This window comes from Paenibacillus allorhizosphaerae (assembly GCF_042659105.1).
In the GTDB taxonomy this organism is placed as follows: Bacteria; Bacillota; Bacilli; order Paenibacillales; family NBRC-103111; genus Paenibacillus_G; species Paenibacillus_G allorhizosphaerae.
This window is the reverse complement of record NZ_JBHSRV010000041.1, coordinates 1-12,687: the sequence shown is the minus strand read 5'-3', so window position 1 is coordinate 12,687 and position 12,687 is coordinate 1. Positions and strand designations below refer to the sequence as shown.

Annotated in this window: 14 protein-coding genes; 11 read left to right on the top strand and 3 right to left on the bottom strand. The window is 51.3% G+C overall.

The window, feature by feature from the left end:
• The first annotated feature begins 266 nt into the window (after positions 1-266).
• Both ACFQI7_RS37160 and ACFQI7_RS37155 read left to right on the top strand, forming a co-directional pair.
• Complete coding sequence (locus ACFQI7_RS37160) at positions 267-998, top strand: DUF4253 domain-containing protein (protein WP_218103426.1); 732 nt, start codon at positions 267-269, stop codon at positions 996-998.
• 231 nt (positions 999-1,229) lie between these two features.
• Positions 1,230-1,709 carry a hypothetical protein gene (locus ACFQI7_RS37155; RefSeq protein ID WP_218103427.1) on the top strand — a complete coding sequence of 160 codons (480 nt, stop codon included), beginning with the start codon at positions 1,230-1,232 and terminating at the stop codon, positions 1,707-1,709.
• A gap of 86 nt (positions 1,710-1,795) precedes the next feature.
• On the opposite strand, the gene ACFQI7_RS37150 is transcribed toward ACFQI7_RS37155, so the two are convergent.
• Positions 1,796-2,125 carry a YnfA family protein gene (locus tag ACFQI7_RS37150; protein ID WP_218103428.1) on the bottom strand — a complete coding sequence of 110 codons (330 nt, stop codon included), beginning with the start codon at positions 2,123-2,125 and terminating at the stop codon, positions 1,796-1,798.
• A 16-nt stretch (positions 2,126-2,141) separates the two neighbouring features.
• On the bottom strand, positions 2,142-2,456 hold the full coding sequence (locus tag ACFQI7_RS37145) for a MerR family DNA-binding protein (RefSeq protein ID WP_230415787.1): 315 nt from the start codon (positions 2,454-2,456) through the stop codon (positions 2,142-2,144).
• Between the two features lie 412 nt (positions 2,457-2,868).
• Between ACFQI7_RS37145 and ACFQI7_RS37140 the strand changes: the two genes are divergently transcribed.
• The 9 genes from ACFQI7_RS37140 to ACFQI7_RS37100 all read left to right on the top strand — a co-directional run bounded on the left by ACFQI7_RS37140 (position 2,869) and on the right by ACFQI7_RS37100 (position 11,384).
• A complete protein-coding gene (locus ACFQI7_RS37140; protein ID WP_230415789.1) occupies positions 2,869-3,225 on the top strand; it encodes a hypothetical protein in 357 nt (118 codons plus the stop codon).
• 359 nt (positions 3,226-3,584) lie between these two features.
• Positions 3,585-3,782 carry a hypothetical protein gene (locus ACFQI7_RS37135; RefSeq protein WP_218103429.1) on the top strand — a complete coding sequence of 66 codons (198 nt, stop codon included), beginning with the start codon at positions 3,585-3,587 and terminating at the stop codon, positions 3,780-3,782.
• A 276-nt stretch (positions 3,783-4,058) separates the two neighbouring features.
• Entirely contained in the window at positions 4,059-5,159 is a 1,101-nt protein-coding gene (locus ACFQI7_RS37130) for an alanine racemase (RefSeq protein ID WP_218103431.1), read from the top strand.
• Positions 5,160-5,206: 47 nt separating this feature from the next.
• Complete coding sequence (locus tag ACFQI7_RS37125; protein WP_218103432.1) at positions 5,207-5,602, top strand: RidA family protein; 396 nt, start codon at positions 5,207-5,209, stop codon at positions 5,600-5,602.
• Positions 5,602-6,915 (top strand): M20 family metallopeptidase, encoded by a 1,314-nt coding sequence (locus ACFQI7_RS37120; protein WP_218103433.1) that lies wholly within the window; start codon positions 5,602-5,604, stop codon positions 6,913-6,915. The genes ACFQI7_RS37125 and ACFQI7_RS37120 overlap by 1 nt, the downstream gene beginning before the upstream one ends.
• Before the next feature lie 6 nt (positions 6,916-6,921).
• Positions 6,922-8,409, top strand: a complete 1,488-nt coding sequence (locus ACFQI7_RS37115; RefSeq protein ID WP_218103434.1) for a M81 family metallopeptidase — start codon at positions 6,922-6,924, stop codon at positions 8,407-8,409.
• Positions 8,410-8,433: 24 nt separating this feature from the next.
• Positions 8,434-9,771 carry an aspartate aminotransferase family protein gene (locus ACFQI7_RS37110; protein WP_218103435.1) on the top strand — a complete coding sequence of 446 codons (1,338 nt, stop codon included), beginning with the start codon at positions 8,434-8,436 and terminating at the stop codon, positions 9,769-9,771.
• Complete coding sequence (locus ACFQI7_RS37105; RefSeq protein ID WP_218103436.1) at positions 9,755-10,513, top strand: SDR family NAD(P)-dependent oxidoreductase; 759 nt, start codon at positions 9,755-9,757, stop codon at positions 10,511-10,513. Before ACFQI7_RS37110 ends, ACFQI7_RS37105 begins: the two co-directional genes overlap by 17 nt.
• A gap of 85 nt (positions 10,514-10,598) precedes the next feature.
• Positions 10,599-11,384: an IclR family transcriptional regulator gene (locus tag ACFQI7_RS37100; protein WP_218103438.1), complete on the top strand. Its 786-nt coding sequence runs from the start codon at positions 10,599-10,601 to the stop codon at positions 11,382-11,384.
• Positions 11,385-11,581: 197 nt separating this feature from the next.
• On the opposite strand, the gene ACFQI7_RS37095 is transcribed toward ACFQI7_RS37100, so the two are convergent.
• Positions 11,582-12,496, bottom strand: coding sequence for an AraC family transcriptional regulator (locus ACFQI7_RS37095; protein WP_218103440.1), 915 nt, complete (start codon positions 12,494-12,496; stop codon positions 11,582-11,584).
• Between the last annotated feature and the right edge of the window lie 191 nt (positions 12,497-12,687).

Here is a 12,687-nt window from a genome sequence, read left to right as displayed (position 1 = left end):
GGATGGGTTCGTGACACCATAGCGCAACGACCTTCCTCACCAGCCGTAAGAATAGTATAAAACGTCGCACCAAAATTTTCATCCTCTGTGGCGCCCGACAGGGCATGGGGGGCTAACGGGCAGGATAACGTGATGTCGTGTTGAACTTGTATGACATAAACCCAATAGAGTTATTAAGGCATTGGGAGAACATCGAAACGGAGAACGATTAATGTATATTGCTAGACCTTTTCATCTTTGAGTTAGTTTAGGAGGGTTAAGAAGACGTGGGAATATTTGATAGGTTCAAGAAAAAGTTAGAACAGAAAGATCATCTAAAAGAGTTCATTTCTAAATTAGGTTGTGAGTGTCAGATTATTCAACAGAACGATGCTCAAGGAATTATGACTAAGTATCATCAAGCATTAATTCAGGGAGAGAATGAAGGATTTACCCCTCTAATAATTTTTCCTTCTGAGATTATGATTGAAATCGTTGATATCATGACTGATAAGTATCATCGAGAATCAATCATAGCCAAAGCGAATGATATTGATGCAATAGAATTATTAAAGAAATTAGTTGTTGAAGCCATGCCCGAGGAGGAAGAGTACGATATCGCTGGTGAATTTTCTATAGATGTACAGAAGAATGATTTTATCTCAATTGAAAATGTAGGAAATCAGAATATAATTATTGCAAAAATTCCTACAGATAAACCTTGGGAAGTGGCCGCTTGGATTCCGATGGGCGGATTCAATTCTTGTCCTTTACCAGAGGAGCAAGTCGCAGTGTTCAAATATTGGTATGAAAAATATGGTGCCAGGCCAGGATTAGTAACCCATGATGTTTGGGAATTACTTGTTGAGAAACCGCCTAAAACACAGGAAGAATCAGAATTTCTAGCTTGGGAACAATTTGGGTTTTGTGGCGACATTGTTTGGCAAGGGGTGGGAACAGTAAATTCTCTAGCAGGCTCACTTATTAATTCCACACGATGGTATTTTTGGTGGGATTAAGAACATTGTTATTACACTAACGGAGAACGATAGTCTGGAGCTGCCGCAAGGACAGCTCCTATTTGATGACATTGACGGGCAGATATGCGGAGTTGTTTATTCATAAGAAGTAACAAAAAAGGGATTGTTGGGAAACAATTCCATATGGTGAAGCGTATTACTTAAGGAGGGTTTGTAAAATGCTTAACTTATAAGGGAGATGGGACTTGAGCGAAAATTTCGAAGTACATCTTGTTACTGATTCCATTATTCATGATCATTGGATGTAATAATACTGGGGACATTCGTATTAACGAGATGAAGAAAAAAATTAATCAAAGCACTGATATATTGACCTCTGTAAATTATCAGGTCATTACAAATAAACAAGTTATAAATGAAATCGATCACTATCAAAATCATCTTGATAACCCAATAATGATCGAAATACTTTTTTACGCACTCAATAAAGGTAGATCAATTGCTGAATCATTTAAGGTTGTTTTTAATGAACCAACACCTTTTTTGCAAATAAGCGGAACATCCTCAAATGGTGTCGACCATGGCTATCTTGATAAGAATGAAGAATATGTTTATTACTGTACTTATACTTTCAAAAATAAAGATGATTTAGAACTGTTTATAAATAAAGCCTTCATCAAGTCAAGTTGGAACCAGAGTAATAAGCAGATGGAGCAAAATATTCAATTACCAAGTCGGCCTTTTCAATAAAAGTTATGTTATTGAAGTAGCGGAGACGATAGTTTAACGAGCAGACCGCCGCGGCAGTCTGCTTTTTCATTGAAGTAACTGGCAGGTTAACGTAGTCTCGGTGCCCGTAGCATAATAGACACTCCTACAATGCAAATAGCGGCCCCAATCCAATCATACAAATCGGGTGCATTCTTATCGACGAGCCATCCCCACAAAACAGCGAGGATAACAAACACGCCACCATAAGCGGCGTAGACTCTCCCAAACGAGGGGAAACTTTGCAGTGTTGGAATGATGCCGTACAAAATGAGGACGATGCTTCCGACAATCCCATACCAAAGGGGCTTCGATTCCCGCAGCCATAGCCAAGCCATATAACCCCCACCAATTTCAGCGAGTCCAGCAAGCGCAAAAATGAATATAGCTAACAGCACGAAGACATGCCCTTTCCTAACAAGTACCAGTTTTTTGTATCTTCTCGAAGCATTCCGACCAGGTAAGGCATTTGCGGCTTAAGCCGTTGTCTAGAATCTGTATCATCGAATTTATTTGTTTCTTTCTATACTCTAGCTCGGAGCGTTTCTGCTTTGCCATCTGCTCCCATCGCTCGGAAAGAGAATCATGCGTATCAAAGCCCTCTAACAAAACAGCGATTTCCTGAATGCTAAATCCGGTCTGCTGCGCGACTTTAATAAAATTGATGCGGTCAAGCAGCCCTTCACTATAACGGCGCTGACCGTTTTTCCTTTCGGGAGAAGGCAGCAAACCAACGGATTCATATACCTCAGCGTCGATGCGTTCACATCGGCCCTTGCTGACAATTGCCCAATACTAAGCTCAGCCATAAATTTCACCCCTTGACTTAAAGTTAACTTTAAGTTTTATGATTAAATTATAGCTTGAATGGGAGGTGAAGTAAATGAAAATGAAGAGTTGGCTTGCCGGTCTAGGGCTAATAGGGGCGTGCGCCTTGTGCTGCTCGTTGCCGTTGCTCGGCGGCGCAGCAGCCTTGGGCATCTCAACTTTCTATCTGAATCCAGTGGTAGTTGCATTGTTGGCTCTTCTGTTTGTGATTACAGGAGTCGTTATTTATCAGCGGCGCAAGGCAAACGGATCAGCATGTTTTAAGCCGGGATGTAGCTGTAACTCTTGTGCAATGTGAAAGGGGATAAAAGCAATGAGTAATGAGATACCGGTTGCTTGCTGCCATACGGTTTTTACCAAGCAGCAGCGTGTTGAATACAAAAGCATATGGGGAGAGTTAGAAACAAGAAGGATCGGCATTTTGGAGATTGAAAAAGGGTATCAATATCAATTCTCCGGTCATTCGGAAACACTGCGCCTTGTGAATGAATGGGTTAGCATGGAGAGGAAATGCTGTCCGTTTTTATCCTTTGCGGTGATCGCAAGTAACGAAGAGGAACCGGTTTTTCTTCAATTGACTGGAAACGAAGAAGCAAAATCATTCTTGCGTTCTGATATTAACGATAAGATTGAGTTAATTACCACAATAAACGAAGAAAAAAACGTTTGAATCATTACGCTCCGGGGACACGTTAGTTCAATAAACCAGGGGGAGTCTAAGTCCAAAGACTCCCCCTGGTTTTATCTTGAAGTCAGTCTAATACTTATTACTTGGGTCCTGACGATTTGCAATGAAATACGCGTAGGATCAACAAATCCAGTCTAAAACTTTATTTTCTTCGGACAGTCTCCTTTTCAGGCGATCGCATCGTCGCAACACATTCCAACCATTAGCAGCAAAAAGCTTAACGGTCTCTCGTCTTGGGCCAGACGATGTTCCAGTAATCAGAATCATTTTCATTAGAACCTGTCTCCTTATGAAAGAATTGTGCCCAAGTTGATTGGGATGATTGGATTACATGAAACTGCGTGAAGGAGCTGACCGAGCAGCTGCTGGACTGGATGAAGATGACAGCCGATCAGATCCTGGCAGTGCCGATTTTTTTCCCTTACTATGTGGAAACGGTAGGCGTCTCGGTTATTCGTGGAATGTATAACGTATCGATGAAGGCCGGACGGGGTGATATATGCATTGCGGACGGCAGCAGGAATAGTCACGATCGTTAACAATCGTAAGGTCTAATCAGAGGGAAAAACGATAAAGACGGCTGTGTCAAAAAGAGAGCGCCTCGATATGATGTATCGTCCACGGCGCATGACCAAACAAGATGTCATTGAAACAAGCTGTTGTTTCCTTTGGAAACAGCCGCTGTTTTCCATTTAGGGAATATTTTTCTTGATGTGAAATAAATGGATATGATACGATGATCGTGAAAAAGCAAGAAGCGTATTCTGTCCTCGCAAGAAACCGGATACGCGCAAACCAATCCGGGAGTGAATCGAATGAGTTCCAATGAGCAATGGGAAACTCCGTCCGTCCTAATCGATTTGGACATTCTGGACCGGAATCTGAAGGAAACGGCAAATTTGGCGGCGCTTGCCGGGGTGAAGCTCCGACCGCACACGAAGACGCACAAGAGCGTATGGATCGCGCATGAGCAGCTCCGGTACGGAGCGGCAGGCATTACGGTTGCCAAGCTCGGGGAAGCGGAAGTCATGGCGGAGGGCGGCATCGACGATATTTTGATAGCGTTTCCGGTCATCGGACAGTCCAAGTTGGAACGGCTAGGCCAATTGATGGAGAAGGCAAAAGTGACGTTGAGTACTGACGACGAAGAGGTGGCGCGTCAGCTATCCTCGCTGGGTAGAAGCTTGAACCGCGACATTTCGCTGTATGTCGACGTGAACTCCGGGCTAAACCGGTGCGGCCGGGAGCCGGGTGAAGAGACGGCGGAGTTGGTCAAACGAATTGCCCAATTGCCTTACATCCGCATCGCCGGGTTAATGACGCATGCCGGGCATGCATACGGCCATAACGATGCGGGCGGGATCCGCGAGGTTGCGAAGCAGGAAGAGGAAAGCTTGATTCTGACGAAGCAGAGGCTCGAAAAGGACGGAATCCGGATCGAGGAGATTAGCGTCGGCTCGACGCCGACCTCGAAATATGTCGCGGACATTGCAGGGTCCGGCGTGACGGAAATACGTCCGGGCGCTTACGTCTTTGGAGACGGCGGGCAGTGGAAGATGGGCCTGATCGGCCGTGATCAATTGGCCATGACGATTGCAGCCACCGTCGTAGGACGCCCGCGACAGGGAACGATTATTATCGATGCGGGATCGAAGACGCTCAGCAGCGACGTGAACAGATTTCGCCCCGGTTACGGCATTCTATTGGGCCACGAAGATGCGGTTATCGAAAGGCTAAGTGAAGAGCACGGCATCGTATCGGTTCCGGATAGCGAAGCGTTCAAGATCGGTCAAGAGGTTCGAATCGTACCTAATCATTGCTGCGTCGTGACGAACTTGCACGACAGGCTTGTCGGGGTTCGCAATGGACGGTTCGAGAAATGGTTAACCGTCGATGCGAGAGGGAAAGTGCAATAATCTCGGCAATTCATTTCATTCATCCTTATGAAGGGATTGGTCCACTCATGTCAATCGAAATCAAAGCATCCAATGCACCGCATTTCCCGCTTCCTTTTTCCCATGCGCTTCGTGCAGGTGACTTCGTGTACGTCTCCGGACAAGTCGGAGTCGACCCGGAAACCCGCGAGCTCGTTGGGGATTCGATCGAGGCTCAGACGATACAGAGCGTCCGCAATATCGAATCGATTCTACAAGCAGCCGGCCTTACGCTCGATCACGTCATTAAAGTGAACGCGCATCTGAGCTGCCTTAGCGATTCCCCGGCTTACAACAAAGCATACGAAACGCTTTTCAGCAAGCCCTATCCAACGAGAACGACCGTGCAGAGCGGGTTGGGCAACTATTTGATCGAAATTGATGTGATTGCTTATGCGCCGACGCGCAGGGGTGAAATCGGATAATGGACCGGGATCTCATATCCGAACGGATTAGGGGATGGATCGAGGGGCACAGGGATGAATCCGTAGCCTTGGCCTCGGATTTGGTCCGAATCCCGAGCGTCAATCATCCTCCGAACGGCAACGAATTCGCTTACCAATCGTTTTTTGCCGACCGGCTTCGGTCAATGGGGGCGGAAGTGACCGTCTACGAGCTGGATAACGTCCCTGGATTGCGAGAACATCCTGCATATATGAGCGGACGAAATTACACGAACCGTCCGAATGTGCACGGAAAGTTTCCGGGCAAGGGAGAGGGGAGATCGCTCGTTTTCTCCGGTCATGCCGACACCGTGTATGAAGGCGTGGAACCTTGGCGGGATGGACCTTTCAACGGAACGATCCGTGACGGAAAGCTGTTCGGACGCGGCTCGTACGACATGAAGGGTGGAATGGCGGCCGCTCTCGAAGCGGTCAGGTGCCTGAACGAATGCGGCATACCGCTGAACGGTACGGTGTATATCGAAAGCGTCGTCGACGAGGAGCACGGAGGCGCGAACGGAACGCTGGCCGGAAGGCTCATGGGGATCAATCCGGACATGGCCATCATTCCCGAACCGACCAATCTCGTGCCGTATTCGGGACACTTGGGCGGAGGTATTTGGAAAGCGGAGTTTTCCGGTAAAAGCGGTATCGGATTCAACGGAGAAGAGCTTATCAGCGCATTGGACGCGACCGTATCGTTTGCCATGCTGCTGCAAAAATTCAAAAAGCGGCTGAACAAACTCGTGAAGCCTCATTCGCTGTGGAGCCATACGGGCAGGGGCATCGATGCGGTTGCATTGTCCATCTTATCGGGCGACACAAAGCGCGAACTTCAGGAAAAGCTGCCGGCCGACGGCAAGCTGAATTTTTGGATCGAAGGTTACCCGGGCATGACGGAACGGCAAATGATCGGCATGCTGCAGGAATTTTACGAAAGCGAGCTGCCAAACTTCCCTATCCTGGAAAAATGCCGCCCTCACTTTACTCCGCTGATTCGCTATTTGTCCGGGAGCGTGATGATAGCGGGAGAACGGACGGATCGATTTCTCGATGCCGTCAAACGAGCGGGAACCATCGCACTCGGGAGGGAACCTGGGCCTCCGCAAGGGGCTCCGTTCGCCTGTGACGGCTTCATGTTCAACTTATACAGCCCGACGCCTGCGCTTGTGCTCGGCCCGTCCGGATCGAACGCCCACGCCGCAGACGAACAAATGGATTTGGACAGCTATTCCATGTTGATCCGTTGGTATGCGGAAATTATGGTCGATTGGTGCGGCGTGGGAGGAGAGTGAAACGCTATGGAACATTCGATATCGAATCGTACGAAGAAGGCGATCGGCGTTATTGGCGTAGTCCACGAGACGAATACGTTCGCCCCGGGGACTACGGGGTTGGATGCTTTTATGGACGACTGGGTCGTCGGGAAGGATGCGTTTATCAGCCACTATTCGGGTACGAAAACATCAATGGGCGGCGTCATCGATGCGTCGAAGGAGCTAGGACTGGAACTGCGCCCGGGCTTGTACACCCAAGCGACGCCGAGCGGCATGGTAACGGGTGAGGCGTTCGATGCGATCGCGGACGGTCTGGCGGATTCGGTCGATCGCGGCATTGACGGATTGGTCGTCATTTTGCACGGCGCGATGGTCGCGGTTTCGTACCGCGACGCAGAAGGGGAAATATTGTGCAGACTCCGCGCTAAGTTCGGGAATAGTCTGCCGATGGCGGTTACGCTTGATTTGCACGCCAACGTCAGCCCGGCCATGGTCGATTTGTCCGATTTGATTGTCGCTTACGACACATATCCGCACGTGGACGTATACGATCGCGCGGTGGAAGCGGTCCGCCTGCTGAAGCGGCAGCTGGACGGCGAAATCAAGCCCGTTCAGAAGCTTGTCCATACGCGGATGCTTGTTCCTCCTCAGGCGATGCTAACGGATTCAGGGGCGATGAAAGAAATGATGGATCTCGCGTTCGCGTTGGAACGAGAGCCCGGCGTGCTGAACATTTCGGTGGCCGGTGGATTTCCGTTCAGCGATGTCGCAGATGCGGGGATGACGATCGTCGCGACGGCGGACCGCGACCTTGCTTTGGCGGAGCGATGCGCGGAGCGGATGCGGGCGGCGGCATGGGAGCGCAGGGAACGATTCACGGTCCGGCAGGCTGAACCGGCCGAGGCGGTGGCGCTAGCGCTGCAGCATGCGGAAGGCCCCGTCATCCTGACCGAAAGCTCCGACAATGTCGGCGGAGGCTCACCGGCGGATTCGACGCATCTGCTTCCGCTGTTGCTGGCGGCGCCGAAGACGAGCCTGATCGTCCTTTGCGATCCGGAAGTGGTTCAGTTCGCGGCCAAGCTTGGCATCGGGGCGGAGCTGCGCTACGCTGTCGGCGGGAAAACGGACGGTTTGCACGGTAAGCCGATCCCCGTGATAGGGACGGTCCGCACGTTGTTTGACGGCAACTACACCCATATCGGCGATTATATGACGGGCCAGAACGCAAGAATGGGATTGACCGCCGTTGTCCAGTGCGGCAATGTAACCTTGATATTGACGGAAAAACGGGTCGCTCCGTGGGATCCGGGCCACGTCAGGTCCGTCGGGCTGTACCCCGAGCAATATCACATCATTGTAGCGAAATCGGCGCTAGCTTGGAAGACGGCGTTCGGAGACGTGGCGAAACTAGCCATCGATGTCGACACGCCCGGATGCTGTTCGGCGAACCAGCAGCGGTTCCGTTATGAAGCGCTGAATCGGCCGATATACCCGCTCGACACGATCGAATAACGGTAGATAGGGGAGGAGAACGAAATGAGATCCTACGATAAATCCCGCGTCAAGCTTACGGAGGCCAGACAAGTACTGGCAAGCGGTGTGGCAAGCACGCTCCGCGGCTCGATGAAACCGACGCCGCTATACGTCGAGTCTGCTTCCGGAGTCATCGTCAAAGATATGGACGGCAACGAATATATCGATTATTTGCTTGCCTATGGCCCGCTGATCTTAGGTCACGCTCACGCCGGATTCAACGAAATAGTAAGCCGTGCGATGTCCAAAGGAATTACATACGGCTTGCAGCACGAAGGGGAAATCGAGCTAGCGCGGCGTTTGACGGAGCTATTGCCCTGCGCCGACAAAGTCTCGCTCAGCGGATCGGGCACGGAAGCGGTCATGCTGGCGCTGAGGCTTGCCCGCGCTTTCACCGGCAAACGGAAAATCATCCGATTCCACGGCCATTATCACGGCTGGTCGGACTCGATCTTTACTTCGTTTCCGAGCCCGGACATGCTGCAGACGGCGACGTCCGCCTCGGCGGACAACGTGCCTCCCGGCACAAAAGGGCAAAGCGAGCTGAGCCTGCGGGACGTGATCCTGCTGCCTTGGAACGATCCCGAACTGCTGGAATCCACGCTGCGCGCTCACGCCAGCGACATCGCAGCCGTCATCTCCGAGCCGGTCATGTGCAATTCGGGCTGCATTATGCCCCGTCCGGGTTATCTTGAGCGCATGCGCGAATTAACCCGCGAGCTGAACATCGTACTCATTCTTGACGAAGTCATAACAGGCTTCCGATTAAGTCCGGGTGGCGCTCATGGCCGTTTCGGCATCATGCCCGACTTGGTTACGGTCGGCAAAGCTCTGGGCGGCGGCATCGCGCTTAGCGCCGTAGGAGGCCGCAAGGACATTCTCGGGCTGATCGATTCGGAGCAGGTCAGCCATCTCGGGACGCTCAACGGCAACGGCGTAGCGATGGCCGCCGGCATGGCGGTGCTCGACCATTTGACGGCAAACGGCGGCGCCGTGTTCGGCACGATGGAGAATACCGCCATCCGGTTGGCGAGCGGCATCCGCGAGCTGTTCGACAAACACGGCATCCCCGGCGTTGTCAACCAGATCGGGCCAGTGTTCCATATGATGTTCATCAGCGAAGCCGAAGTGACTCATTTCGATACGTTTCAAAAACGCGATGCGGCCAAATATGCGAAGTTCGCCGAGCTGCTGCTGGATGAAGGCGTATTGGTCCGGCCGAACGGATTATGGTACATTTCCGCCGTTCATGCTCCGGAGCACATCGAAGCGACGCTTTCGGCGATCGATCGCGTATTCTTCCGGCTGAAGGAGCTAGAGTCAAATGAGACTATCGGGTAAAGTTGCGCTCATTACCGGAGGTTCGCACGGAATCGGGCAGGCGGTCGCGATCCTGTTCGCACGGGAAGGCGCCAAGGTCGCCCTGTGCGGCAGAGGGAAAGAGGCGCTTGACGAAACGGTGAAACGAATCGGGGAAGCCGGCGGTGAGGCGTTGGCGTTCGAAACCGATGTGTCCGACAATGGACAGGTAGATCGTTTGATCGACGGCGTTGTCGGGCAGTGGGGCCGCATCGATATCGCGGTCAACAACGCCGGCATTTGCGAAGTCACTCCGTTTCTGGACATCGCCGAGGAGCAGTGGGACCGGCACATGAACATCAACCTGAAAGGCGCGTTTCTCGTAAGCCAACGTGTTGCCCGTGAAATGGTACGTCAAGGCGGCGGGGGTTCGATCATCCAAATGTCCAGTGTCAACGGCGTCCAAGCGGAAGCGGGTCAGGCGCACTACAATGTGACAAAGGGCGGAATGATCAATTTGTCCATGTCGATGGCACTGGAGCTTGCCGCGCACGGCATTCGCGTCAACGCGCTTTGTCCGGGCTTTATCGAGACAAGGCTCACGAAGCCGCTGATCGATAACCCGCCGGCGATCGCCGACTATTTGCGCACCGTGCCTATGAATCGGGTCGGACAACCGGAAGAGATCGCATCCGCGGCCTTATTTCTCGCATCGGACGAATCGTCCTATATGACCGGCACGAGCATGGTTGTCGACGGAGGCCAACTGATCAAGCTGTCTTGATCCGAGACGTAATGCGGATGTCTGCAGGAGGCAAACAAGGGACGCACGACGGATTGCAAGAAATGCGAGCAGGAAAGGAGTATGCATGAAAGAAACGGAGAAGCAAGCCGCAACCGCTACTGTAAAATCCGCCAACCGGGTGCTCGACATCTTTGAATTGTTTGCCGACTGCCACGAGTCGCTCAATTTGTCGAAGATTTCACGGCAGCTCGACCTCCCCGCAAGCAGCACGCATAAGCTGCTGCAAAACTTGCTTGCCCGCGGGTACTTAGAAACGGACAAACAAGGGAAAACGTTCAGGCTCGGGTACAAGTTGTTTGAAATTGGCAGCAAATATGCCGGGCGGACCGATCTGGCCGAGGAATTTCAATACGTTGCGCAAAAAATGGTCGACGACCTGAACGAATCGGTATTCCTGACGATTCGTAACGGAGAGATGGCGCTCTATGTAGCCGAAAAACAAAGCACGCACCCGGTTCGTTTCGTCTCTCACCTCGGCATGCAGCTCCCGCTTCACGCTACGGCGATGGGCAAAGTGCTGCTGAGCGGTATGACGGATGGTGAGATTCAGACGTTGTATCCTGACAAACAACTGGGCCGTCTAACGGAAACGACCGTTACCGACTTCGGTGAATTAATGGAGCAGCTGGAGCGAATCCGCGTCGAGGGAGTCGAATACAGCAGGGGGGAGTCGGTCCATGGCGTCCGCTGCGCTGCCGCCCCGATTTATGGGGCGCCGCACAAAATTACGGCGTCACTCGGCGTATCGACGCCCGAGGCGAGATGGGATCCGAAACTATGGGAGCGCATCGTGCAGGCGGTCAAAACGGGAGCTAAAGAAATCAGCATGAAGCTGTTTTACGCTCGTTAAACGGCATTTTTTTGGCCAACTGAACATTAGCCGCTTAAGACGGGACGCTACGATTCGAAGAGCTCAGAACAACGAGGACCGAAGCGATAGCCCAGCTCGCCTATATTCGCACAGCATCGTATTTTTGTAAACGAAATGCTTCCCCGAAACGGAACACGGAACCGAATAGGTTCCTTTTTCATTTCGGGGATTTTTAATTACATTTGAGCCTTCATCGTCTTCAAATATTCCGAAGGGGCCATGCCCGTCGCTTTTTTGAATTGGCGCGAAAAGTAATGGATGCTCGAAAAGCCGAGCTGCTCCGCGATTTCCGTCACGTTGCTCGTTTCCTCACGGATATGCTGCTTGGCCCGCTCGATCCTCAGCCGCCCGACGTACTCTGTAATGCCGCAGCCCGTGTGCTCGCGGAAAACGGTGCGCAGCTGCGTCTTGCTTAGGGCGAATTCGGAGCATAGCCGGTCGAGCGACGGATGATCCGGTAAATGGGCTTCCAAATAATCGACGATCCGGCGAACAAGCTCCCGATCTCCTTTTTCCTTCGTTATGGAGGATAGCTTGGGCTTCGGCGTCTGCTCCCGATTGTTGCGGATGAGCCGGATCAGCAGCGCCTCCAAATAAATCTTGATCATCTGCTCCGTTCCGAAGTCCGGCTTTTCCTTCCGGGTGAGCGGATGCTTCGGTTTTAACGGCAGCGGATGGGCGTGCGGCCCGACGACCGGCATTACGAACAGCTTGTTTCCTTCCTCAATGAGCTGCGAGAGCAGCTGGCGTTCATCGTTGCCGAGACGAAGCATTTTGTGGGAGAAAAACCGCATCGCCAAAGATTGGCAATCGAATGAGACGATGAATATATTCGGCGGCGTTTTCCGGTTGCACCTCAAGCTGTGGAACTCGTTGGGCGTGTAGAAAACCATGTCGCCCTGCTTGAGATGGAACGTAGAGAAATCGGTCGTAATCTCGACCTCGCCTTTGTCCACGTATAAAAACTCCCAAAAATTATGCTGCTCGCCGAGATAAACGTAATCTTTGTTCAATTCGTTGTAATGGAACGAGTATATTTTTTTGATGCTGATTTGTTCCTTTAGCCTGATATGCCGGTACCTTTTGTTCACGCTTCTCACCCTTCCGATAGTTGCGTTACGAATGAATCGTATCTCCGTTTCGAACAGAACGATTCTGTTTAGCCCCCTAAAGAACTTGGACACTAAGAGTGTGTATGGATTACACTATTAGTGATAGGGGCTGATGACATGACGAGAAATAAGCATTCTAAAGAATTTAAGAAGCAGGTCGTTAAAGAAGC

Bases quoted from the DNA above. Each gene is read 5' to 3' on its own strand.
- ACFQI7_RS37140 (WP_230415789.1), top strand. From the start codon at position 2,869: ATGAGTAATGAGATACCGGTTGCTTGCTGCCATACGGTTTTTACCAAG.
- ACFQI7_RS37130 (WP_218103431.1), top strand. From the start codon at position 4,059: ATGAGTTCCAATGAGCAATGGGAAACTCCGTCCGTCCTAATCGATTTG.
- ACFQI7_RS37125 (WP_218103432.1), top strand. From the start codon at position 5,207: ATGTCAATCGAAATCAAAGCATCCAATGCACCGCATTTCCCGCTTCCT.
- ACFQI7_RS37120 (WP_218103433.1), top strand. From the start codon at position 5,602: ATGGACCGGGATCTCATATCCGAACGGATTAGGGGATGGATCGAGGGG.
- ACFQI7_RS37115 (WP_218103434.1), top strand. From the start codon at position 6,922: ATGGAACATTCGATATCGAATCGTACGAAGAAGGCGATCGGCGTTATT.
- ACFQI7_RS37110 (WP_218103435.1), top strand. From the start codon at position 8,434: ATGAGATCCTACGATAAATCCCGCGTCAAGCTTACGGAGGCCAGACAA.
- ACFQI7_RS37105 (WP_218103436.1), top strand. From the start codon at position 9,755: ATGAGACTATCGGGTAAAGTTGCGCTCATTACCGGAGGTTCGCACGGA.
- ACFQI7_RS37100 (WP_218103438.1), top strand. From the start codon at position 10,599: ATGAAAGAAACGGAGAAGCAAGCCGCAACCGCTACTGTAAAATCCGCC.